Annotated in this window: 27 protein-coding genes; 21 read left to right on the top strand and 6 right to left on the bottom strand. The window is 39.1% G+C overall.

Translation table 11 applies throughout. The features are described from left to right. Window positions 1–9 precede the first annotated feature (9 nt). Genes M3226_RS11130 through M3226_RS11165 form a run of 8 tightly spaced genes read left to right on the top strand, consistent with a single transcriptional unit; the run spans window position 10 to window position 4187 of the window. Window positions 10–534 carry a QcrA and Rieske domain-containing protein gene (locus M3226_RS11130; RefSeq protein WP_251565601.1) on the top strand — a complete coding sequence of 175 codons (525 nt, stop codon included), beginning with the start codon at window positions 10–12 and terminating at the stop codon, window positions 532–534. Then, on the top strand, window positions 524–715 hold the full coding sequence (locus M3226_RS11135) for a hypothetical protein (protein WP_251565291.1): 192 nt from the start codon (window positions 524–526) through the stop codon (window positions 713–715). Before M3226_RS11130 ends, M3226_RS11135 begins: the two co-directional genes overlap by 11 nt. Continuing rightward, window positions 708–1019: a hypothetical protein gene (locus tag M3226_RS11140; RefSeq protein WP_251565293.1), complete on the top strand. Its 312-nt coding sequence runs from the start codon at window positions 708–710 to the stop codon at window positions 1017–1019. Before M3226_RS11135 ends, M3226_RS11140 begins: the two co-directional genes overlap by 8 nt. Then, window positions 1006–1287, top strand: a complete 282-nt coding sequence (locus tag M3226_RS11145; RefSeq protein ID WP_251565295.1) for a hypothetical protein — start codon at window positions 1006–1008, stop codon at window positions 1285–1287. Before M3226_RS11140 ends, M3226_RS11145 begins: the two co-directional genes overlap by 14 nt. A gap of 58 nt (window positions 1288–1345) precedes the next feature. Next, complete coding sequence (locus tag M3226_RS11150) at window positions 1346–1999, top strand: sensor histidine kinase (RefSeq protein WP_251565297.1); 654 nt, start codon at window positions 1346–1348, stop codon at window positions 1997–1999. Between the two features lie 20 nt (window positions 2000–2019). Further along, the gene (locus M3226_RS11155; RefSeq protein WP_285857808.1) at window positions 2020–2673 is read left to right on the top strand and encodes a response regulator; all 654 of its coding nucleotides are present in this window, start codon (window positions 2020–2022) and stop codon (window positions 2671–2673) included. 13 nt (window positions 2674–2686) lie between these two features. Continuing rightward, on the top strand, window positions 2687–3139 hold the full coding sequence (locus M3226_RS11160; protein ID WP_251565299.1) for a GAF domain-containing protein: 453 nt from the start codon (window positions 2687–2689) through the stop codon (window positions 3137–3139). 19 nt (window positions 3140–3158) lie between these two features. Further along, window positions 3159–4187 (top strand): PAS domain-containing sensor histidine kinase, encoded by a 1029-nt coding sequence (locus tag M3226_RS11165; RefSeq protein ID WP_251565301.1) that lies wholly within the window; start codon window positions 3159–3161, stop codon window positions 4185–4187. Between the two features lie 78 nt (window positions 4188–4265). Here the strand turns inward: M3226_RS11165 and M3226_RS11170 are convergent, their stop codons facing one another. Beyond that, window positions 4266–4730, bottom strand: coding sequence for a low molecular weight protein-tyrosine-phosphatase (locus tag M3226_RS11170; RefSeq protein ID WP_251565303.1), 465 nt, complete (start codon window positions 4728–4730; stop codon window positions 4266–4268). Between the two features lie 213 nt (window positions 4731–4943). Beyond that, complete coding sequence (locus M3226_RS11175; RefSeq protein WP_251565305.1) at window positions 4944–6602, bottom strand: glutamine--tRNA ligase/YqeY domain fusion protein; 1659 nt, start codon at window positions 6600–6602, stop codon at window positions 4944–4946. Window positions 6603–6830: 228 nt separating this feature from the next. On the opposite strand from M3226_RS11175, the gene M3226_RS11180 reads away from it, so the two are divergent. The 3 genes from M3226_RS11180 to M3226_RS11190 all read left to right on the top strand — a co-directional run bounded on the left by M3226_RS11180 (window position 6831) and on the right by M3226_RS11190 (window position 11271). Beyond that, window positions 6831–7814 (top strand): Gfo/Idh/MocA family protein, encoded by a 984-nt coding sequence (locus M3226_RS11180; RefSeq protein ID WP_251565605.1) that lies wholly within the window; start codon window positions 6831–6833, stop codon window positions 7812–7814. Between the two features lie 302 nt (window positions 7815–8116). Further along, window positions 8117–9133 carry a 4Fe-4S binding protein gene (locus M3226_RS11185; protein ID WP_251565306.1) on the top strand — a complete coding sequence of 339 codons (1017 nt, stop codon included), beginning with the start codon at window positions 8117–8119 and terminating at the stop codon, window positions 9131–9133. 170 nt (window positions 9134–9303) lie between these two features. Next, window positions 9304–11271: a WG repeat-containing protein gene (locus M3226_RS11190; protein WP_251565308.1), complete on the top strand. Its 1968-nt coding sequence runs from the start codon at window positions 9304–9306 to the stop codon at window positions 11269–11271. A gap of 63 nt (window positions 11272–11334) precedes the next feature. Here M3226_RS11190 and M3226_RS11195 read toward each other — a convergent pair whose 3' ends face one another. Continuing rightward, the gene (locus tag M3226_RS11195; protein ID WP_251565310.1) at window positions 11335–11691 is read right to left on the bottom strand and encodes a hypothetical protein; all 357 of its coding nucleotides are present in this window, start codon (window positions 11689–11691) and stop codon (window positions 11335–11337) included. 268 nt (window positions 11692–11959) lie between these two features. Here M3226_RS11195 and M3226_RS11200 point away from each other — a divergent pair, with 268 nt between their 5' ends. The 4 genes from M3226_RS11200 (at window position 11960) to M3226_RS32210 (ending at window position 14762) form a co-directional block, all read left to right on the top strand. Then, window positions 11960–12808 carry an MBL fold metallo-hydrolase gene (locus tag M3226_RS11200; RefSeq protein WP_374110582.1) on the top strand — a complete coding sequence of 283 codons (849 nt, stop codon included), beginning with the start codon at window positions 11960–11962 and terminating at the stop codon, window positions 12806–12808. 125 nt (window positions 12809–12933) lie between these two features. Next, window positions 12934–13233 carry a DUF5658 family protein gene (locus M3226_RS11205; protein WP_251565312.1) on the top strand — a complete coding sequence of 100 codons (300 nt, stop codon included), beginning with the start codon at window positions 12934–12936 and terminating at the stop codon, window positions 13231–13233. 100 nt (window positions 13234–13333) lie between these two features. Then, the gene (locus M3226_RS11210; RefSeq protein ID WP_251565314.1) at window positions 13334–14479 is read left to right on the top strand and encodes a DEAD/DEAH box helicase; all 1146 of its coding nucleotides are present in this window, start codon (window positions 13334–13336) and stop codon (window positions 14477–14479) included. Between the two features lie 148 nt (window positions 14480–14627). Beyond that, window positions 14628–14762, top strand: a complete 135-nt coding sequence (locus M3226_RS32210) for a hypothetical protein (protein ID WP_255286495.1) — start codon at window positions 14628–14630, stop codon at window positions 14760–14762. A 187-nt stretch (window positions 14763–14949) separates the two neighbouring features. On the opposite strand, the gene M3226_RS11215 is transcribed toward M3226_RS32210, so the two are convergent. The 3 genes from M3226_RS11215 to M3226_RS11225 form a co-directional block, all read right to left on the bottom strand. Beyond that, entirely contained in the window at window positions 14950–16482 is a 1533-nt protein-coding gene (locus M3226_RS11215) for an FAD-dependent oxidoreductase (protein ID WP_251565317.1), read from the bottom strand. Window positions 16483–16623: 141 nt separating this feature from the next. Then, window positions 16624–16770, bottom strand: coding sequence for a hypothetical protein (locus tag M3226_RS11220; protein WP_186446588.1), 147 nt, complete (start codon window positions 16768–16770; stop codon window positions 16624–16626). Window positions 16771–16852: 82 nt separating this feature from the next. Beyond that, the gene (locus M3226_RS11225) at window positions 16853–17239 is read right to left on the bottom strand and encodes a DUF1360 domain-containing protein (RefSeq protein WP_144567249.1); all 387 of its coding nucleotides are present in this window, start codon (window positions 17237–17239) and stop codon (window positions 16853–16855) included. Window positions 17240–17352: 113 nt separating this feature from the next. On the opposite strand from M3226_RS11225, the gene safA reads away from it, so the two are divergent. From safA to M3226_RS11255, 6 genes are all read left to right on the top strand, one after another. Beyond that, the gene (gene safA / locus M3226_RS11230; RefSeq protein WP_251565319.1) at window positions 17353–17964 is read left to right on the top strand and encodes a SafA/ExsA family spore coat assembly protein; all 612 of its coding nucleotides are present in this window, start codon (window positions 17353–17355) and stop codon (window positions 17962–17964) included. Between the two features lie 153 nt (window positions 17965–18117). Continuing rightward, entirely contained in the window at window positions 18118–18465 is a 348-nt protein-coding gene (locus M3226_RS11235) for a lmo0954 family membrane protein (protein WP_251565321.1), read from the top strand. 33 nt (window positions 18466–18498) lie between these two features. Further along, entirely contained in the window at window positions 18499–19143 is a 645-nt protein-coding gene (locus tag M3226_RS11240; RefSeq protein WP_251565324.1) for a PspA/IM30 family protein, read from the top strand. 365 nt (window positions 19144–19508) lie between these two features. Then, window positions 19509–20243, top strand: a complete 735-nt coding sequence (gene liaF, locus M3226_RS11245) for a cell wall-active antibiotics response protein LiaF (RefSeq protein WP_251565326.1) — start codon at window positions 19509–19511, stop codon at window positions 20241–20243. Further along, window positions 20240–21289 carry a sensor histidine kinase gene (locus M3226_RS11250; RefSeq protein WP_251565328.1) on the top strand — a complete coding sequence of 350 codons (1050 nt, stop codon included), beginning with the start codon at window positions 20240–20242 and terminating at the stop codon, window positions 21287–21289. Before liaF ends, M3226_RS11250 begins: the two co-directional genes overlap by 4 nt. Continuing rightward, window positions 21282–21914 (top strand): response regulator transcription factor, encoded by a 633-nt coding sequence (locus M3226_RS11255; RefSeq protein WP_251565330.1) that lies wholly within the window; start codon window positions 21282–21284, stop codon window positions 21912–21914. The genes M3226_RS11250 and M3226_RS11255 overlap by 8 nt, the downstream gene beginning before the upstream one ends. Window positions 21915–21916: the final 2 nt, after the last annotated feature.

Below are 21916 nucleotides of genomic sequence, written 5' to 3' on the forward strand. Positions count from 1 at the left end.
TTAAGTATGATGACAGAGAAAAATAATAAAATCCCGTTCAATGAAGATAACTACACACACAATATTAATCGAAATAATGAGCGCAAACTGGACCGCCGCGGTTTCATGAAAACATTGGTGGGGGCTGCAGGGGTATTCGCGGTTTCCTCTCTTCCCTGGGGAGCATTAGCGGCAAAAGAATTAACTGGGCTTAGTGATAAGAAGTATCCAAAGCAAAAAATAACTGATGTAAGTGCAATTCCAGTGGGGGATGCCGTTGATTTTGCCTTTCCCGGTGAACACGACAGCGCTATTTTAATCAGGTTGTCTGAAAATAAATATGTGGCTTATCAAAATGCATGTACCCATTTACGCTGCCCAGTGTTTTGGAAAAAAGACGAGGGTGAGATGTTATGCCCATGCCACCACGGAAAATTTGATGTGAAAACGGGAGAACCAATTGCCGGGCCGCCGAGACGTCCGCTTCCAGAAGTCTATGTAAAAGTAGAAAACGGTGCGGTGTATGCCGTGGGGGTGAAACGTTATGAGGCGTAGTTACGTACCCGTTGGCCTCCTTTTAGCTGTACTCATGTTAAACATAATTATTACACAATATATGGTACATCAGTATTTCTACCAAAATTATACGAACACCATTATTGCTGCCGTCATCAACGTGATTTTATTTCCAGTTGCCTTTCTTATTTATAAAAAAGGTGTGAATGTCAATGACTAGTGAGACCTATATTGATTTTTGTTTTGTAAGGCCAGCATCAGGCGGTTTTGCAGCGGAGATTGATGAGCTATTGAAACAGACCTTTGCGAAAAAGCGGTTAAATTGGTTTTTAGAAGAAAAAATAAGCGAAGGTATTGAAATGGTTGTGGCAGAAATCAAAGGGATGAGCAATTGGCAGTCAGAAGAAGAGACGATTCAATTTATCGAAGACCATGCTTGCGAGGCGTTTTGGGAGTATTTGCAGGGCTACAAAATGTTCATCTATCCGGTATTGAAAGGATGTAATAGCTGTGCAACCCATTAATTTGGAAGATGTAGAACATTTTATTGGTGCCCTAGTCGAGATTATCATCCAGGATGAACAAGGCGGCGACCAAGCAGCTGCAGTAAGAAAAACGATTAAAAAGGTTCAGTATTGTCCGGATAAAACGCATATTCGTTTTTATTTTGATCATTTTTATTTTCTTGCTGTCCCGCTCACAAGCAAAATCAATCAGTCAGACGAAGTGTGGGCAGCGTTTGACGCAGACAGCGGATTAACCTATACATTAAAAAAGGTTCAGGTCCTTTAATAAGAACCTGACTTTTTTCATATTTTCAAGTAAATGGGGCTAAAAGGGGGGAACTTTAATGGATGTAATACAGACAAAGCAAAAGATTAATTCTTATATTATTGACTCACAGGAAGAGGAAATTAAGCGGATTGCCTTAGAGCTGCATGAAGGTGTTGGCCAAAATTTATATAGTATTTTAACAGGCTTGCAGTTTGTGGAATCCGGGATAACCGAGCAGAATATGAAAAGTCATGTGCGTGAAATGTCGCAGCTCATTGAAAAAACAATCCAGGAGATAAGATTATTATCTGTAGAATTGCATCCTCCTACCCTGAGCACATTTGGCTTACTTCCGGCAATGAAAAGCTATCTGAAGTTATATACATCTACGTTTGGAATCTTGGTGGATTTAAAATCAACTGGTGAAGAGTTCAGTCTGCCTGAACGCACCAATATTGCCGTTTTCCGTGTTTGCCAAGAAGCGCTGGCTAATATTGCAAAATATGCTGATACATCGAAAGTAAAAATGTCTTTTCTTTGGACGGAAAAAGAATTAAAGATTACCATTCATGATTTTGGTAAGGGATTTCAACTCGAAGAACATAACGGCTCACATCATTCATCAGGACTTGCTATAATGACAGAAAGAATGCATCTCGCTGGCGGCACATGTGCGATATCTTCTACAATAGGAGAAGGGACATTACTTGAACTATCATTGCCTTTATAGAAGAAAAGGAGATTTAATCATTGATAAAAATTCTGTTAGTTGATGATCATGCAGTAGTCAGAAGCGGTTTAAAGATGTTGTTGAATACCAATCCTGAACTGGAAGTAGTCGGAGAAGCATCGGAAGGAAATGAAGGGATCAAAAAGGCTTTAAAATTAAAACCTGATGTTGTTGTTATGGATTTAAGCATGCCGCATGGAAAAGATGGCTTATCAGCCACAACAGAATTAAAAAAACTTATGCCTGAGGTAAGTATTTTAATTTTAACAATGCATGACGACGAGGAGTACCTCTTCCGTGCCATTGAAGGCGGGGCATCTGGCTGCATATTAAAAAGTGCGCCTCATGCTGAGTTAATGTCTGCGATTGAATCGGTGGCCAAAGGGGATGCCTATCTCCATCCTGCCGCACAGAAACGTTTAATGGAAGAATACTTGGCAGGGGCAAAGCAGGATAGTAATGATATGTATCATCCTTTATCTGACCGCGAACAAGAAGTACTTACCCTTATAGCGAAAGGTTACTCAAACAAAGAAATTGCAGAGAAGCTCGTCATTAGTGTTAAAACGGTTGAGACCCATAAAGGAAAAGTGATGGAGAAGCTTCAGATGAAAACCCGGCCTGAGCTAGTTGAGTATGCCGTGAAAAAAGGGCTCCTAGGCTATGGGATATAAGGGGAGCCCTTAGATGACGGAAATAAAGGAATTGCAAAAGGTTATTGAAGTATGTAATCGATTAAAGGGACAAATTTCTTGTGACTTTGTTGGTCTCGCCATTCAAAATAGAGTGGGTCCTGACGTTAGGTGGCATTATGCAGTTGGCAATTTAAACGATAAATATAAACGAATAACCGTCCGTTTTGGGAAAGGTATAGCCGGGAAAATTATCTCAACTGGAACCCCGATGATGTTGGTAAATTTTCCTCATCAAGCAGCTGGAAAGGTAACGGATTATCCGATTGCTCTTGCCGAAAAGCTGAACACATCCTATGCGGTTCCTTTATTTTTTAATGGGGTCCCAAAAGGTGTATTATTGGTTGGAAACCGTGAATCTCGTCCGTTTTACGATAATGATCAAGAAGTGGTAAAAGAATCAGGTCAGGCTTTGGAAGCGATATTAAAGGATTATATTGGACTTTAAACCTGGGGGATAGATAGAGATGGATATTCAGCAGACGAGAAATGAACTGATGGATTATAAATTCGCCCTTGATGAATCTTCCATTGTCGCGATTACCGATTCGCGAGGTACCATTACATATGTGAATGATCAATTTTGCCATATCTCGAAATACTCACGTGAAGAGCTCATCGGTAATGATCATCGGATAGTTAATTCAAGGTATCATTCAAAAGAATTCTTCAAAGAGATGTGGAAAACAATCGGAGCAGGTGAGGTTTGGAAGGGTGAAATTTTAAACAAAGCTAAAGATGGTATTTATTACTGGGTGGATACAACGATCGTTCCGTTTTTAAATGAAAAAAATAAGCCCTATCAATATGTAGCGATTCGATATGAGATTACAGAAAGAAAGCGTGTTGAACAAGAACTTCAAAAAATGATGAGCTCGATTATTGAGGTTCAGGAAGAAGAACGAAAACGTTTGTCACGTAATTTACATGATGGAATTGGCCAAAATCTTTATAGTCATTTAATTACGATTAATCGCTTAATGGCTGAGGTTGATCATCCACTGTTGCATCAGATGCAGGAGGAAGCGGCACAATTAATTGAAGAGATACGGGAAATTTCTTGGGAACTGCGTCCATCTGTACTGGATGACCTTGGTTTAGTCCCGGCGATCCGTTCTTTCTTATCCCGATATTCTGACCATTACAATATCGATGTCTATTTTGAATGTGTGTTAAATCAGCGTCTTTCCATTAATATTGAATTGACCATTTATCGTATTATTCAAGAAGCATTAACCAATATACGCAAATATGCGGAAGTACCAGAAGCAGCAGTCACGATAAGAGAAATGGATGATGTTGTCCGGGTCATGGTGGAGGATAAGGGAAAAGGGTTTGATATAGAGAAACAGACCCTTGGAGTTGGTCTATTCAGTATGGATGAACGGGCACGCTCTGTCGGCGGTGATTTGTCTATTTTTGCGTCACCGGGAAAAGGAACAAAAGTGATTTTAGATATACCAATATTCAATAAAAATGAACCAGGGCTTCCGTAAGCTGCCTGGTTCTGTTTAGTTTCCTCTCATGGAATTTTCAAACTACTTTAGAACCAACAATCATTGATAATTGCATTTTTATAACTTTTGTTCTCTGCGTATTTTATAGAGTAATGCGCGGCACCCGGCTGAAACAAGACGATAAGTTTCATCAAAATCACCTGTAAAAAATGGATCGGGGACATCTTTCCTGTATTTTGTCAGGTCGAGCAGCCTAATGATCTTTGGATGATTAGTTTTGCTTGTTATCCTGTAAATATTTTTTAAGTTGCTTTCGTCCATCCCGATAATATAGTCGAATCTCCTAAAGTCTTCTTTCTTTAGTTTGCGTCCAATAAGCCCCTCAGAAGGTATATTGTATTTCTTTAGAATATCAAGAGTTCCTCCGTGCGGGGGAAAGCCGATTTGCCATGAACTGGTTGCAGCGGAATCAACTGCGATTTTGTTTGTCAAACTTTCTTTTTTGACTAAGTTTCGAAACAAGGCTTCAGCCATTGGTGAACGACAAATATTCCCCAGGCATACAAATAAAACGTTAATCATGATACTTAACCCCTCTTAACTTATCCTATTTTCCATTTACTTAAGAGTCTATGTACAAAACAGAAATGTGGAACGGCCATGTTTGCAAAATTCACTAAAGTCAGGGAACTTTTGTGAATTAAGCCGAATATATAAAAAAATGCTCAGAGTTTTTAGCTCTGAGCATTTTTTACTTCAAAACTGAACCGTTAATAAAAACATGGGTTCTTTTTGTTATATTTTAAACGAACTTTTTAATGAAACAATTCGGTTAAAGACAAGCTTATCAACGGTCGTTTCTTTAGGGTCAACGTTGAAATAGCCGTGGCGGAAGAATTGGAATTTATCCTGCGGCCGGCTTTCTCTCATGTTTGGTTCGACAAAGCCTTGCAGGATTTCTAATGAATTTGGATTGACTTGATCAAGGAAAGAAGTTTTCTCTTCCTCATTGCTGTCTTCTGTATCCTCCAAAATAAGCGGCTCGTATAAGCGGAATTCAGCCGGAACTGAGTGAGTAGCTTCTACCCAATGGATCGTTCCTTTAACTTTTCTCCCGGTAAAGCCTGTTCCGCTTTTAGTCTCAGGATCATAGGTACAGCGAAGTTCTATTACTTCACCATTTGCATCCTTGACAACCTCTTCACATTTAATGAAATAGGCATGTTTTAAACGAACCTCATTGCCAGGGAAAAGACGGAAGTATTTCTTTGGCGGATTCTCCATAAAATCATCTTTTTCAATATAAATTTCACGAGAAAAAGGAATCTTCCTCATCCCCATATCAGGGTTTTCTGGATTAATTTCCGCATCAAGTAATTCGATTTGTCCTTCTGGGTAATTGGTAATCACCACTTTTAACGGGTTAATGACACCCATTGTCCGAGGTACCTTTAATTTTAAATCTTCCCGGACATAGTGTTCAAGCATTTGTGAATCGACGGCACCGGACCCTTTGTGCACGCCTGTTTCCTTAACAAAGGCACGAATGGATTCTGGCGTAAAGCCTTTTCTTCTCATTCCCGAAATAGTTGGCATGCGCGGGTCATCCCAGCCATCAACAAATCCCTCTTCAACTAGCTGCTTAAGCTTCCGCTTACTCATCACGGTGTTGGTCACATTCAAACGGCCGAACTCAATTTGCTGTGGTGTGCTTTTCATTTCACATTGTTCTACAACCCAATTATATAATGGTCGTTGGTCCTCGAATTCAATGGTACAAATAGAATGGGTTACCCCCTCAATTGCATCCTCAAGCGGATGAGCAAAAGCATACATTGGGTAAATGCACCATTTATCCCCGGTATTATGGTGTGTTGCATGAGAGATACGGTAAATAACAGGGTCACGTAAGTTGATATTAGGTGAACTCATATCAATTTTTGCCCGGAGTACCTTTTGACCATTATCGAATTCACCGGCACGCATCCGTTTAAACAGGTCAAGGTTTTCCTCGATAGAACGGTCGCGGTAAGGACTATTTTTTCCAGGCTCTGTTAATGTGCCGCGGTATTCACGGATTTCATCTGCTGACAGGTCATCAACGTAAGCAAGCCCTTTTTCAATTAATAAAACAGCTCGGTTATACATTTCCTCAAAATAATCGGAAGCAAAGAATAAGTTATCCCACTCGAACCCTAGCCATTTTACATCTTCTTTAATGGAGTTAACATACTCAATATCTTCCTTTAACGGATTGGTATCATCAAAACGTAAGTTGGTTTCTCCATTAAATTCATCTGCTAAACCGAAATTGATAATAATTGATTTAGCATGCCCAATATGTAAATAACCGTTAGGCTCTGGTGGGAATCTTGTCACAATCTTTTGATGTTTACCTGATTCCAAATCTTTTATCATAATATCTTTTATGAAATTAGATGTTTGATTTTCCACCTTTACAACCTCATTTCTTCAGTGTCTAGTCCGGCCCTAAGTTGAAGCCCTGCACTTTTCTTCATATCTATTACATATAACATAAAATCTGATATTTTTCCATTGTTCCCAACAATTCATGTTCAAAACAGATAGAATATGAAAATTTACTTGTTTATATTGGAAAGCGGTACTTAAAAAGGATAAAATGGAACCTAAAAGTATTTAATAGGAAGAGGTAATAAAATGATTAAGTTTGCTACAGTGGGGACAGGATGGATTACGGAATCTTTTATTCAAGCAGCAAAGCTTAGTGAGCAATACCAATTAGTTGGGGTGTATTCTCGTAATGAGGAAAATGCGAGAAAGTTCGCTAATGAATATAACGCATCAAATTATTTTACCGATTTAGAAGAAATGGCAAAAAATGAAGAGATTCAGGCCGTATATATTGCGTCGCCAAATTCGCTTCATTTTGAACAAACACTTACCTTTTTGAAAAATAAAAAGCATGTGATCTGTGAAAAACCGATATTCTCTAATACGGCTGAATTAGAAAAAGCCTACCAAACCGCTGAAGAAAATGGAGTCTATTTATTTGAAGCAATCCGAAATATACATACTCCAAATTTTAAAATCCTCAAGGAAAAACTGCACCTTGCAGGTGATCTAAGAAGTGCAATTCTTCCTTATATGAAGTACTCCTCTCGTTATGATTTATTTTTAAAAGGAGAGGAACCCAATATTTTCTCAAGCCTCTATTCTGGAGGGGCGTTAGTAGATCTAGGCGTTTACCCATTATATTTAGCTGTTTGTCTGTTCGGTGAGCCTAAGAAGGTATCTTACCACCCTGTTGTTTTACGAAGTGGTGTCGACGGCAGTGGAACATTATTATTGAATTATGAGGGATTTGTTTGCACCATTCTTTGTTCTAAAATTGTAGATTCGATGATTCCTTGTGAAATTCACGGGGAGAAGGGGACGTTTGTCCTTGAAGATGCCGCCCCAATCTCGGAAATTAAGTTCCATGATACACATACAAAGGAAAGCAAAATCCTAAGTGTGAACCAGGAAGAACAAAACATGGTTTATGAATGTATGAATATCGCGGAAATAATTGAAACAAATAATCATGAAGAATATGAGCAATTAAAAGACTGGAGTAAAATTGTCCTCAAAATTACAGATGAAGCAAGAAGGCAAAATCAAATCGTGTTCAAGGCGGATCAATAAAAAATACCGGTGGATTCAATTGAATCCACCGGTATTTTTTAGCGGATAGCCAAAGTAAAACTTTCTAATCAGGCATAAGTGCAACTACGCCTCTGTCATCGCCCTTAGGGGCTCGCCAATCGGCAAGTTTTCTAATGGTCAAAGTTTACATTGCTGTTATTCGGATATGAAATCACTTTTTGACAAATTTAAGAATGCTTATGTGACATTTTTTTGAAATAAAATCTGCCAATGATGTATATCACTTACCAGCTTTCCTGCGTTCAGTATAGTTAGGTTGATAATGAATGGAGGAACTCTTTATGAAGTCAAAGGCTTGGTATAGAAAACAGTTGAAACGAAAGCCGGTACAAATCACCAGATACACCATTCAGGCTGTGTTTTTGCTGTTTTCGCTCTATATAGGTCTGCAATTTTATCAATTTTACGAGCATTTTGTAACAAATGGAACAGCCCCTTTTGTGGAGCGCCCAGCTGCTGTTGAGGGATTTTTGCCAATCAGTGCCCTGGTTGCCCTAAAGGTTTGGCTGATCAGTGGGGATATTGATGTAATTCATCCAGCTGGTCTGGTTTTGCTCTCGTTTTTCGTCAGTGCAGGAATCCTTCTCCGTAAAACCTTTTGCAGCTGGATTTGTCCAGTGGGTACAGCAAACGAACTCATTGCCTGGCTTGGCAGAAAGATATTTAAAAGAAACTTTGAACTACCAAAATGGCTTGTCTGGCTGCTAACCCCCATAAAGTATGTGCTGCTGTTACTTTTTATCGGTATGGTCCTCCAAATGGATATTTTTAGTGCCAAAAGTTTTCTCGTCGATAACTACAATAAAGTTTCAGATGTGAAAATGCTGCTCTTATTCTTAAATATTAGTGGATTTACCTTGAAGTTCATTATTGTTATTTTTATTTTATCTATATTCTTTCGGAACTTCTGGTGCCGTTTTTTATGCCCGTATGGTGCATTCATTGGTCTGGGTTCCATATTTAGAATAACAAAAATTGAAAGAAACGTTGATACTTGTACCAGCTGTGAAATGTGTACAAAGGTATGTCCGCAGCGATTAAAGGTTCATCAAGTGGAAAAAGTTACGTCCCTAAATTGCTCAGCCTGCATGTCTTGTGTAGAGGCATGTCCGATTAAGGGTACGTTAAACATGACCGTTGCCAAGAAGAAAGTCAATAAATGGTTTGTTCCGGTTACATTCTTTGTTTTATTCTTCGTGGTCATAAGCGTAGCGAAAATGACTGGTCACTGGACTACGACTATTACATATGCTGAATGGAGACAATTAATTCCGGAAGCACGATATATTGGTCATTAAAAAAACAGCCAGAATTTGGCTGTTTTTTTAAATTTCCCGGTTGTGGACGATTAAAGTTCGGAAGTTTTTTATTGTACACTTTCAGTTGTGGGCTATTTTATTTGAAAAAACACTATCACACAAATGGCCCATCAAATTCATATATATATTAAAAAAATGGGTGAGAAACCATGGTTGAATTAAATCGTGAGGTAAATTTTGTCTTACCTTACCTCCCAGCTGGGGCAGAAATCATATATCAAAACGAACAGGCCATTCTAAGATGGGGTGATTTGGATGGAGACGGAATCCATGAAGTCTTTGGCCTCTATCATTATCATCAACAGCGATACTTATTTATTTTAAAGAATCCGTATGGAGCCTATCTATCCTATTTTCCAGTTTCTAAGGTAGTTGAGAAAAGGGCAGTTAGAATACTTAATGAAATTTTTGAAATAAGAGCCGTTTATTTATTCCCTGCCTCGATTAAAGAGATTGGCGGAAATAAGTGGGGATTTATCAATCCTAGAGGCAAATTTGTTCTTCCTCCAATCTATGACCAGGCGGGAGATTTTCAAGATAATGGTTTAGCAAGTGTAGGCCTAATGAATAAAACTGGTGTCATCAATGAAAAAGGTTATCTAATCGTTAAACCAAAATATGATACCATCCAGCCGTTTCGAGAAGGACGTTCGGTAGTTAATGACCATGAAGGCTTTAAGGTTATTGATGAAAGCGGTAAAGAGATAACTGAAAAAGCATACTCTTTCATTAGTCCCGAATATAAGGAGGGGCGCGTAGAAGCTGCAGAAACAGATGTACACGGAAATTATTTATATGGGTATTTAAATAAAAGAGGCAAGCTGGTTATTCCGGTTATTTATGAATCAACCAGTGAATTTACAGAGGGAAGGGCAGTAGTAAAAGTTAAGGGAGGTCATTATCAACTATTAGATCTTACAGGAAAAGTATTGCATACCTACTCCTATGTATGGGTTGGAAACTTTGGTCATGGTCTCCTCTCCTTTAAGAAAAGTAATGATGGTCCATTTGGCTATATCGATGTTCAGGGTAACATAGTCATTGAGCCGCGGTTTACAACTGCAGGACAATTTATAGACGGACGCGCCATTGTCAGTTTAGAAATAAATAATAAGGAACAGTATGGACTCATTGATCAAAATGGACAATTTGTAATAAAACCTAATTATAATCAAATTTTATATTTAGGAGAACAACGGTTCGCCATTGGGAAAGAGATCGATCCGAAGCAGGCATGCATGAGATCGATTTTTGCCTTGGCAACTGATGAAGGACATATTTTTACTGGCTTTATTTTTCACGAAATGGGAATCTTTCAGGACGGTTTGGCATCTGTCTCGGATGATCAGCATACCTACTTTATAGATAAACAGGGGAACCGTATGGACCACTTGCCCCAAGTAACTGGCAGCGGGCGGCTTAGTTTTGATCAGACCCTAATAAAAGGTGATATTGATCAGCGCTTGATGTATTTTAGTCAAAATAATGAGTTGATTTGGAAAGAAGCATCCACTTTTTCGTTAAATAACCAATATGCTGTTGTGGAACATAAATATAAGCCGAATTTTGATTATCTCGTTTATTATCCCGAGATTAAAGGGATGGAGCATTCAGCCCAAGTTAATAAGACCTTAGAAGATATGGCCGGGGTAAAACCAGTACCCTCCACTCCATTGGTATCCAATTACACAGGTGATTATGAGATTACTTTTTACAAGAAAAATTTATTGGTGATTGAAATAACAGGCTACGATTATCCCTTTTGTGCGGCTCATGGCATGCCAATAAAGAAATATGCACATATAAACCTTAAAACGGGCAGGTTGTACCAGTTAAAAGATCTTTTTATAACAGGAAGCCCTTATGTAAAGGTAATTAGTGATTTAATTGAGGATCAGATAAAAAGTAATGATCAAAATTCATATATCTTTCCAAATGAATACCATGGTATTCAATCAGATCAGCCGTATTTTATCAATGATGCAGGCTTAAATATCTTCTTTCAACCTTATGAAATCGCTGCTTTTGCGGCTGGGTTTCCTACCTTTACAATCCCTTTTAATGAACTTAAGGAATGGATGGATGTCAACGGAGAATTTTGGAGGACCTTTCATTAAGTGGAGGAAAGATAATAATGAAAAGGCGTGTATACCATGTGGATACACGCTTTTTTGGTTTTGCTAGACATGCTTCCTCCTAAAAACAAACCAGTAACTGCTAAGACCGATAAGGAGGAAAAGACATACAACTGCAGGAACAACGTAGTCTTTAATAGAAGGTTCAACAGTTTGGTTTTTTTTCGTAAGCAAAACAGCATTTTCTGTTTCATTCTTGGTGTCTTTTGTGTCGGTAGCTTGTATATTTGTGTTCTTATCTGAGACTGTCACCAAAGTTAATGTTGAATTATTATAAATTGAATCTGCTTGGACAGAATCGAATTTAGGAGTAGATTTTTCTGATTGTGTATAAGCAAACCCATTTGTTCCAGATATAAAGAACAAAAATGAGACGAAAAGTGCAATTCTGCTAAACATCATATTCAACTCCAATATATTGTTATATTGATGTTCATTTTATCATCAATGCACGGGTTTTAATCGAATTAGCGACATTGTTCACAAACCTTTCGAATTTAAGGAACTTTGAAATTGTATAAGTTTTCCTGAACAAAGGTAACGATTGCTAAAGTATTTATTCTTTATTAAAAACAATTTTGTTTGTTATAATGTATTTATCTTTTGTCTTGTAGAGACGGTCATAAATTTACTTTCTGGGTTAAATAATATACAAAAAGGGGGTATTTCATTGGATCAGACTCAGGATAGTAAATTTGAAGATTCATTTCTGCCGATGTCTTCCATTGGCAGCGGGATTGGTGTTGCTGTAGTGCAAGATGTTTATTGTTATACCGATCAAATCGTCAATCTTGTTTTAGTGGGAAATCCAAGTGAGACAAGTGAATTTGTGCTGATTGACACGGGGATGCCAAAGTCGGCCGAGCAAATTAAGAATATGATTAAAAATCGATTTGGGGAAAATGCCTTACCAAAGGCGATCATACTGACACACGGGCATTTTGATCATGTCGGGTCGATTGCAGCTCTATTAGAGGATTGGGATATTCCTGTATATGCACATGAACAGGAGCTCCCTTTTTTAACGGGAAAAGAGGATTACCCGCCAGGGGACCCGAATGTGGACAGCGGCCTAGTAGCCAAGATGTCTCCAATGTTCCCAAACCATGGGATTGATATTAGTGCTCATGTTCAGCCCCTTCCAAGTGATGGAACGGTTCCTAATATGCCTGGCTGGAAATGTATACATACCCCTGGACATACTCCGGGTCATATTTCTTTATTCCGAGAACAAGACACAACCCTAATTGCAGGAGATGCCTTTGTTACTGTAAAACAGGAATCCCTTTATAAGGTTTTGACACAAACACAGGAAATAAGCGGACCGCCAAGGTATTATACGACTGATTGGGAAGCGGCTTATGAGTCTGTTAAAAAATTGGAGGCACTAAAACCGCAAGTGGCTGTGACGGGGCATGGGGTCCCGATGAGTGGGAAGGAACTTTCAACAAACCTTCAATACTTAGTGGAGCATTTTAATGAAATGGCTAAACCTGAAAGCGGGAAATACGTAAATTAAAATGATTGCTTAGGTTGCTTTAACCAGCAGCCTTTTACTCCGTCTGTATGTTCGTAATAAAGAATGTATTAGCATATATATATTTAGAAAGAATGGTGTTTAACAGTTAGTCTAAAGGAGGAACTATGAAACCTTGTATCTTTTTGCTCGCTGCTGGTTTGTTAGATGCTATCTTGACACATGTCGGAATTTCATCCGGTTTTATTGAAGAAGGAAACCCAATGATGAAAGAAGTCATTAACAAGGGCTGGTCCTATTTTTATTTGATCAAGATATTCCTACCGCTCTTGCTTCTTGGTTTATTTTATCTAAAGCCCTTTAAGGGAACTATTCGAATGCTGCTCATTTCAACCTGTGTCCTATATCTATCCGTTCTTGTTTATCATACGGTCTGGGTCGTACTCTACCTCAAAACTTCAGCATAATCAAAACTAGACACCTTAAGAATAATAAGATAGTATCAATACGATATTGAATAACAAATAATAAAGTAAAAAATGATGTTAGATATAGAAGGAGTATAAAATGTTAAACACCTTACAACCGTTTCTACAGGAAGCATGGCAAAAGTCTGGCTTCCAAGCACCAACATCCATCCAGGAAACAGCTATTCCACTCATACTCGAGGGCAAAGATGTGATTGCGGAGTCGCCGACAGGTACGGGGAAGACACTTGCTTATTTGCTTCCATTGTTACATAAAATCGACAGTAATACCCCGTCCTTGCAGGCAGTTGTTTTAGCGTCTTCACAAGAGCTAGTCATGCAGGTTTTTCAAGAATTCCAAAAGTGGTCAGAAGGCAGTGGTATTAGAGGTACCTCCATAATTGGCGGTGCCAACTTAAAACGCCAGCTTGAAAAATTAAAGAAGCGGCCGCATGTTATCTTTGCTACACCTGGACGCTTACTGGAGCTAATCAAGCAAAAAAAGGTGAAAATGCACGAAGCCAAGATGGTTGTCCTTGATGAGGGTGACCAGCTGTTAATTCCAGAGCATTTGCAGACGGTTCAGCAAATTGTCAAATCGACACTGGGTGACCGCCAAGTCGTCTTATTTTCGGCTACCATGAAACCGGCAACAGAAAAATTAGCGAAAGAAATGACTAATGATTACGAAGTATTACGGATTGAAAAAGACGAGATCGCATCTGCTGGGGAAGTGGAACATATTTATTTCTTAGTTGAGCAAAGAGATAAAATTAAGCTGCTTGAAAAAATAACACGTCTTGAGAATAATAAATCACTTGCCTTTATAAATGATATTGGTGAAATTCAAGTTTTTAAAGAAAAATTGTTGTTTAAAGAATTATCCATTGGCATCCTCCATAGTGATATGAAAAAGCTGGAGCGTCAGGCCGCGTTAAAGGACTTCCGTGATGGGAAAATGAAAATGCTGATTGCCACTGATATTGCCGCCCGAGGGCTGGATATCCAAGGTGTCAGCCATGTGGTACAGATCGACTTTCCGAAGGATATTACCCAATATGTGCATAGGGCTGGGAGAACAGGAAGAATGGGGGCTGACGGTACCGTTATTTCATTAGTAACCGAGCGTGAAGAACGCGAGCTGAAACGTTTTTGCAAGGAATTGCAAATTCCTCTTGATAAAAGAGTATTTTTTCAAGGGAAAATTGTTTCGGAAGACCAACGCCATCAAAAGTTAAAACGGTAAGAGGAAAGCAGTGGAATATTCCACTGCTTATTTCTATTAAAGAGGGATTTTTTTTAGCTGCAATCGAAAGCCGCCAGTTTTAGTTAGGAATAGGGGGAATCTGTTTCATCCATACTATAAATGATTTTCTTGAAAAGGAGATGGTAGTGTGGGAAAACAGAAGCTTGGTAATGCTAATGCCCAGCGTAATAACAATCGTAAAAAGGGCATGAAAGATAGTGCTGAATTAGTGGAATTTACAACGGGTGAAGAATTAAAGCTGAATCGTCCGAATAGCAAATAAAAGGAACGCCTCCTTCGATGGGAAGGGGGCATTTTTTGAATTCTAGTATTGAATTGTTAATATATCCCGACTTTTTGTTAATATATCTGATTTTTTGTTAATATCCTTTAAGTTTTTGTTAATATATCGATTTTTTTGTTAATATCAGACGAGTTTTAGTTAATATCACTAATTTCCCCTCGGAAAATTACTCTCCTTGAAGCAGTTCTAACGACTTTTTGGTTGGACCCTCAATCACATCGCCCGCGTACGAATAGCGGGAGCCGTGGCATGGGCAGTCCCAAGACTTTTCGGCACGATTCCATTCACATTCACACCCAAGATGAGTACAGGTCGTATCAACAATATAAAGCTTGCCATTCTCGTCCTTATAGGCACCAGCTCTTTTGCCATGGAACATCACAACCGAACCTTCACCTTCCTGTAAATCTTCCGGAACCTTTTCAACTATTTCAAGCTTACCTTTGAGTAAGTGTTTGGCAACATCAGCATTAGTCGAAATGACTTCCTTTAAATCAGGATCAGCATGAAAGCGTGATGGTGAATATAATGCTGCAAAACGATTCGTTCCGCCAACAATATAATCTTTTATAATATGCCCTGCTAAAATACCTGTGGACATCCCCCATTTTTTAAAACCAGTTGCGATTAAAACATTTTTTCGTTCTTCCGTATAGGGACCGATATAAGGCATTTTATCCAGGGTCACATTATCTTGAGCAGACCAACGGTATTGGTATTCCTTGATGCCAAAAACCTCTTCAGTGAAGGTTTGAAGCTCTTCAAAGTGCTTCTGCGTGTCAACACCTTGTCCTGTTTTGTGGTTCTCGCCGCCAATAATCAGCAAATTTTCGCCATTATCAAGCGGGGTGTACCGAATCGAACGTGACGGGCTGTCAGCGCTGATGTACATGCCGCCAGGATATTCTTGATTCGTTCTGACCCCGATGGCATAAGAACGATCCGCATACATTCTTGCAAAGTAAAGTCCTGGTTTGTCATAAAAAGGGAAATGTGAAGCAATGATTACATGCTTAGCCGTCACTCTTTGCCCGTTTTTTGTAATAACCTTTGGCTCTGAATGGTCATCCACTATATCATTCGCAATGGTATTTTCATAAACAGAACAGCCCGCTTGAACGGCCTCATCTAAAAGTGCTTTTAAAAATTTCAATGGATGATACTGAGCCTGGTTGCTCATCATCAAAGCTGCTTTTGCTGGAATATTAAAGGGAATCGAATCTTTCAAGGCTCCCTCAATATCAAGACTCTTGTAAGCCTCCCACTCAGTTTTTAGCTTGTCGGCATACTCATCCGTTGTGGCATATACATAGGCATCCTGCTTACTAAAATCACATTTTATGCCCCTCTCGTTCACCGTATTCTCCACAAACTGAACAGCCATCATCATTGATTCATAATATAGTCTCGCTTTTTCTTTACCAAAATGATTAATAAACTCATCATAAATAAGCCCGTGCTGAGCAGTTAATTTTGCCGTTGTGTGTCCGGTTGTACCGTTTAAGATTCCCCCAGCCTCAAGTAAGGCTACTTTTTGACCTTCTTTAGTCAGCAGATAGGCAGCAGTTATCCCTGTTATTCCAGCTCCAACAATGGCAACATCTACACTAATATCCTGTTCTAATGGCTTGAATGTTGGTAATTCAATTTCACGCCAATATGTTCGAGGAAACTTTTGGGCGTTTTCAGATGAATTCATATGTATTCCTCCACTTCAAAATAATCACATGTTTAATTTTTCCTAAAATGAAAAAATCATGTGATGTAAGGGAGAACTTATTTTTTAGAAAAATAAAACTCGCCAATAGGCGAGTCATCGTGATTCACAAAATGAGGGATGTTACATGGATTCTTGATCGGAATTAATTTTATCAATCCGTTTAGCGTCGTCTATATCCAGCCCCTGCCGTAAGAAATGAATAAAGGTTCCGCCTGCAAAACCGAGACAAAGGACAAAAGCGATGGTTGTAATCCACCAAATTGCCAACTGAAAATCCCCCTTTACATATGCCTAGCTACAGAAGCATAACTAAATATATGCGCAAGGGGGAGAAATTGTTCCACTTGTCTTAAGATTTGTTATTGTCTTTTTTGTGAAGCTCGGAGTAGTAATCGACCTTTTTTATGTTTACTCCGACAAAAGTTTCGATAATCGATTGGCCGCCTGCTATAGAGAGAATTAAAATAATGACAAAGGTGACCTTGGGGAATAGCAAGTAGGCGCCGCCTAATAAAAAAGCGCTCCACATGCCAGCACACCAATAACATTTTAATAAGTAACCAAACATGGAGGTAGGAACTTCCTTTGTTGTGGTTCCCTCGCTCGTTTCTACCTTGACCTTTTTTACAAATGGTCTTCGGATAAATTCGGTGATTTTATCAAAAACGATCAAATGGGTTAATCGATAGCTTGCTAAAATTAACATGATATAAGTCATCCCAGAAATGTCTGCCACTTTTTTAGTCCTCCAAAGACGGTTTGTTTTAGTGTTACTTTTAGAAAAGTTTTTTTCGCTGCCTGTATATTTTGAGCCTGAAATCAAAATTATATATCGAGGAGGCGAATAAAATGAAAAAATCTTTTTGGTTCAGTTTTCTGTTCTTACTATCCCTTTTCTGCATTCCAAGTGTCTCTTTTGCCCAACAAATCTACACGGTTCAATCTGGGGACTCACTTTGGAAAATTGCTGTCCGGTATCAAGTAGGAATTAGTGAGCTTATTTCAGCAAATCCGCAGTTTAAGAATCCTAACATGATTTATCCTGGTCAAAAAGTAACCATTCCTGATTTAGGCGGAGTAAAATCAATTGAAAACCAAGTTATTCAGCTTACAAATCAAGAGCGTGCAAAGAACGGGCTGCCAGCTATGGCTGCCGATTGGGAACTGTCAAGGGTTGCACGCTACAAAGCAATGGACATGAGAGACAAAAATTATTTTAGTCATACAAGTCCAACGTATGGCAGTCCTTTTACGATGATGAAGAATTTTGGTATTACTTATCGTTCTGCAGCGGAAAATATTGCTGCCGGACAAACTACACCACAGTCGGTGGTACAGTCATGGATGAATAGCTCAGGTCACAGAGCCAATATCCTAAGCTCCAACACTAGAATTGGAGTTGGTTACGCTAAGGGCGGTTCCTATGGTTATTACTGGGTTCAGATGTTTATCTCTAAATAATCTAAAGCCAAGGGTCAGTTTCTTAAGCAATTGCTTAAGAGGCTGACCCTTTCTACGTCTTAAGACCGATAAAAAAATCAAGCTTAGGCTCAATTATGGGAGCCAAGGAAAACAGGTATGATGAAAACAAGAAAGGAAAGGAGTGAAACAAAGATGAAAAAGTTTGGTTTACTGTTAGCCGGGGGAATTGCGGCATTCATCCTGCTTTCAACCATCGGTCCAATGGTTGGATTACTTGTAAGTGTGGTTCTTCTGTATTTCATCTTTAAGCAATTCTTAAAGACAAAATCTATTGGGGGACGAATTGGTCTGGGAATCATTGGCTTTATAGTCCTAATTGCATCGCTTCACAATGTACCGGCAATTATTGGCATAGCAGCAGCATACGTTTTATACCTTGTTTATAAAAAGTGGAACAAGAGTAAGGTCAGCAAAATAATCGAAGCTGATGATCCATTTAGTAATTTTGAAAAACAATGGAGCGAATTGAAACAGTATTAGAAATGCTAACCCTATTAAAAGGAGAGAATGAACATGACAAACTTATTTACAAGGATTAAAAATACGATTACCGCCGATTTACATGAGGCGCTCGACCAGAAGGAAAATAAGAACCCAATTGCTATGTTGAACCAATATCTTCGCGAATGTGAGCAGGAAACGGAAAAGGTAAGAAAACTTTTGCAGCGTCAATATACTTTAAAGGATGAATTTACGAGAGAATATCATCAGGCAGAGGAGTTAGCCAATAAAAGAAAGCATCAGGCAGAAATTGCTTCCAAAGCGGGAGAAACAGAGTTATCCGATTTTGCTTCGGCTGAGTATCAGCAATATCAAGAAAGGTCTAGCCGCATTAAGGCATCACTTGATCAAGTCACGGGACAGCTTGGAGATTTAGAAAGAAAATACGAAGAAATGAAACATAAATTAAAAGACATGCATTTGCGCCGTATGGAGTTAATGGGCCGTGAGAATGTGACTCGGGCAAATCTGCGAATAAACCAAGTGCTTGATGCACATTCTGGTTCGGATCAATCTTACTCAAGATTTAAAGAAATTGAAAACTATCTTGACCGTCTCGAACATCAAGTTAACAGTTCCTTCTACCGGAATACAATCGATGCGAGAATTGCACAATTAGAAAAAGAAATGAAATTAGAAGAAAGCAAGTCCATTTAATCAAAAAAATGGTATTCTATAAAAGAAAGCGGAAGCGCCTTGAACGGGGCTGACAAGCACAAGACGAGCCGGCCGAAAGATTGCTTTTTAACCTTTTGGGCGGGTGGACCTAAATGTGGAGGCGACTGCCCTGGGACTCTAGGCTAAGATGGCCCCTGCAAGAAGGCGCTTTTTTCCTTCTTCAGGGGATGGCTAGACTTGCGTCCCAGGGAGCCGCAACTGGATAAGTTTGTGACCTCGAGGGGCTAGGCGCTGGAGCAGGACTGGACTATTCTATTATAAAAGCGCAAGCGGATTCGTAAAGGGCGTAGTTTAAACTGCGCCTTTTACCTGTAAAACTACTGCAATAAAAGGGAGGGTGGCCAATGTTTAAAAATACAAAAAGTGATTATCTTAGCTGGCTTGTTATCATCGGGATTGTAATCTTGCTCTTAGAGATTTTATTTTTTAACAGAGGGCTGATATTCTCTCTTTTTATTGCAGGCGGGATGATTTATTTAGGCCGGAAAAAGGCGGGTAAAAGGTTAGGGAAAGTCCTGTTTATTGTAGGGATCATCTTCTTTGTTCTAAGTATTGTCAATATGATGACCTTTAAGTTTCTATTATTAGCGATATTATTGCACTTTTTCATTCAATATTTTCAAACGAAAAGACAGCCAAAAAAAATAGTGCCGGATATTGTTTCTTCTGAACCAGCACAATTAGAAGAAACGTTGATTAGTTCGGAACCATTGTTTAGTAATATTCTCGTAGGACAGCAAAAAACACCTTTAGGTGTATACGAGTGGGATGATGTGAATATTCAAACGGGAATTGGCGATACCGTTATTGATCTTAGCTATACGATGCTGCCAAAGGGAGAAGCGGTTATTTTTATCCGAAATATTATTGGAAATATCCATATCCTTGTACCATACGAAACGGATGTAAGTATTCACCATTCTGGTGTCGTAGGATCAGCTAAAGTATTTGGCAATGACAGAGATAAAATATTCAACCAAGTTTTCCACTTGAAAACTTCCGGTTATGAAACTTCTGAGACCAAGGTGAAAATTGTTACTTCACTTGTGGTCGGAAATTTAGAGGTGAGCCGGATATGAGTTCAACCCAGCGGCAAATGATCTGGCATATTCTGTTCTGCTTTCTGATTGCGTTAGTCATTGGAGCGGTTCTAATTTATGTATTCCCATTGGGAGACTGGTCGGAATTATGGACGAGACAATTCATGAATATTCCAATTGTGATTTTTGTTCCTGTCTTTAGTATTGCAATCGGAATACTTTTAGGCGGTTTTTCAGGACTTTTTTGGCGTAAACAATTACTTGCCGTCGAACATTCTTTACATCAGCTTGAGGAAGGAAGACAAATCGAAGTACCAGAGAAGCCCTCTGTTTCAGAAATCCAAGCCATTGCTAAAAGAATTGAGAACGTTGGCAGGCAAATGTCTGAGCAGGCAAAGCTGTCACAGCGGTTAGCTACCGAAAAGGTAGAGGGCCAAGAAGAAAGAATTCAGCAGATCATTGAACAGGAGCGGAATCGGCTTGCAAGGGAATTGCATGACTCCGTCAGCCAACAATTATTTGCTGCTTCGATGATGATGTCGGCAATTAATGAAACAAAAGGCCCGTCTGAAGATGACCGTGAAACCAAACAATTAAAACTCGTTGAAGAAATGATTCACCAATCACAGTTAGAGATGCGGGCCCTTCTGTTACATTTACGCCCAGCTGCCTTAAAGAATAAATCACTGCAAGAAGGAATTGAGGAGCTGTTAATCGAATTATCTCAAAAGGTGACAATGGATATTAAATGGAAAGTTGAAGATTTTCCATTAGATAAAGGGGTAGAAGATCATCTGTTCCGCATCCTGCAGGAGTCTGTCTCTAATACCCTACGGCACTCAAAAGCCAGCAAATTTGAGGTTTTATTAGTGAAGCGGGATGACCTTGTCATTCTTAGGATTGTAGACGACGGAATTGGTTTTGAAGTGAATGAAATGAAAGCAGGCTCCTATGGTATGCAAAACATGCACGAACGTGCGGTTGAAATAGGTGGTACATTAAAAGTGGTTAGTGTTAAAAATAAAGGAACAAGGCTGGAAGTAAAGGTTCCGGTGATGATTAATGGAGATGGTATCAATGATTAGTGTAGTATTTGTCGATGACCACGAAATGGTTAGAATCGGTGTATCCTCTTACCTTTCTGCGCAGGAGGATATTGAAGTGGTGGGTGAAGCTGATAATGGAAAAAAGGGAGTAGAACTCTCCTTAAGCTTACGTCCTGACATTATTTTAATGGACTTGGTGATGAAGGAAATGGACGGAATTGAAGCAACCCGGCAAATTATTGAGCAATGGCCCGAAGCAAAGATCATTATCGTCACCAGCTTTTTAGATGATGAAAAAGTGTATCCGGCACTTGAAGCAGGGGCGACGAGCTATATGCTGAAGACATCAAAGGCCAGTGAAATTGCCAATGCTGTCCGTGCTACATATCATGGCCAATCGGTTCTTGAGCCTGAAGTCACCGGGAAAATGATGGTCAAAATGCGTCAAAAAAATACGCAGCTGCCGCACGAAGAACTAACCAGCCGTGAACTTGAAATTTTACTGTTGATGGCGGAGGGGAAAACTAACCAGGATATTGCGGATGAATTATTTATCGCTCTGAAGACCGTTAAAACCCACGTCAGTAATATACTAAGTAAACTTAACGTACAGGACCGCACTCAAGCAGTTATCTATGCCTTTAAGCATTCATTAATTAAATAAAC

The organism is Neobacillus cucumis (genome assembly GCF_023715505.1).

Excerpts from the sequence above, each read along its gene's own strand:
- M3226_RS11165 (WP_251565301.1), top strand. The coding sequence starts at position 3,159 with ATGGATATTCAGCAGACGAGAAATGAACTGATGGATTATAAATTCGCC.
- M3226_RS11140 (WP_251565293.1), top strand. The coding sequence starts at position 708 with ATGACTAGTGAGACCTATATTGATTTTTGTTTTGTAAGGCCAGCATCA.
- M3226_RS11185 (WP_251565306.1), top strand. The coding sequence starts at position 8,117 with ATGAAGTCAAAGGCTTGGTATAGAAAACAGTTGAAACGAAAGCCGGTA.
- M3226_RS11215 (WP_251565317.1), bottom strand. The coding sequence starts at position 16,482 with ATGAATTCATCTGAAAACGCCCAAAAGTTTCCTCGAACATATTGGCGT.
- M3226_RS11160 (WP_251565299.1), top strand. The coding sequence starts at position 2,687 with ATGACGGAAATAAAGGAATTGCAAAAGGTTATTGAAGTATGTAATCGA.
- M3226_RS11205 (WP_251565312.1), top strand. The coding sequence starts at position 12,934 with ATGAAACCTTGTATCTTTTTGCTCGCTGCTGGTTTGTTAGATGCTATC.
- M3226_RS11250 (WP_251565328.1), top strand. The coding sequence starts at position 20,240 with ATGAGTTCAACCCAGCGGCAAATGATCTGGCATATTCTGTTCTGCTTT.
- M3226_RS11135 (WP_251565291.1), top strand. The coding sequence starts at position 524 with ATGAGGCGTAGTTACGTACCCGTTGGCCTCCTTTTAGCTGTACTCATG.
- M3226_RS11130 (WP_251565601.1), top strand. The coding sequence starts at position 10 with ATGACAGAGAAAAATAATAAAATCCCGTTCAATGAAGATAACTACACA.
- M3226_RS11195 (WP_251565310.1), bottom strand. The coding sequence starts at position 11,691 with ATGATGTTTAGCAGAATTGCACTTTTCGTCTCATTTTTGTTCTTTATA.
- liaF (WP_251565326.1), top strand. The coding sequence starts at position 19,509 with ATGTTTAAAAATACAAAAAGTGATTATCTTAGCTGGCTTGTTATCATC.
- M3226_RS11170 (WP_251565303.1), bottom strand. The coding sequence starts at position 4,730 with ATGATTAACGTTTTATTTGTATGCCTGGGGAATATTTGTCGTTCACCA.
- M3226_RS11210 (WP_251565314.1), top strand. The coding sequence starts at position 13,334 with ATGTTAAACACCTTACAACCGTTTCTACAGGAAGCATGGCAAAAGTCT.
- M3226_RS11235 (WP_251565321.1), top strand. The coding sequence starts at position 18,118 with ATGAAAAAGTTTGGTTTACTGTTAGCCGGGGGAATTGCGGCATTCATC.
- M3226_RS11240 (WP_251565324.1), top strand. The coding sequence starts at position 18,499 with ATGACAAACTTATTTACAAGGATTAAAAATACGATTACCGCCGATTTA.
- M3226_RS11190 (WP_251565308.1), top strand. The coding sequence starts at position 9,304 with ATGGTTGAATTAAATCGTGAGGTAAATTTTGTCTTACCTTACCTCCCA.
- safA (WP_251565319.1), top strand. The coding sequence starts at position 17,353 with ATGAAAAAATCTTTTTGGTTCAGTTTTCTGTTCTTACTATCCCTTTTC.
- M3226_RS11150 (WP_251565297.1), top strand. The coding sequence starts at position 1,346 with ATGGATGTAATACAGACAAAGCAAAAGATTAATTCTTATATTATTGAC.
- M3226_RS11255 (WP_251565330.1), top strand. The coding sequence starts at position 21,282 with ATGATTAGTGTAGTATTTGTCGATGACCACGAAATGGTTAGAATCGGT.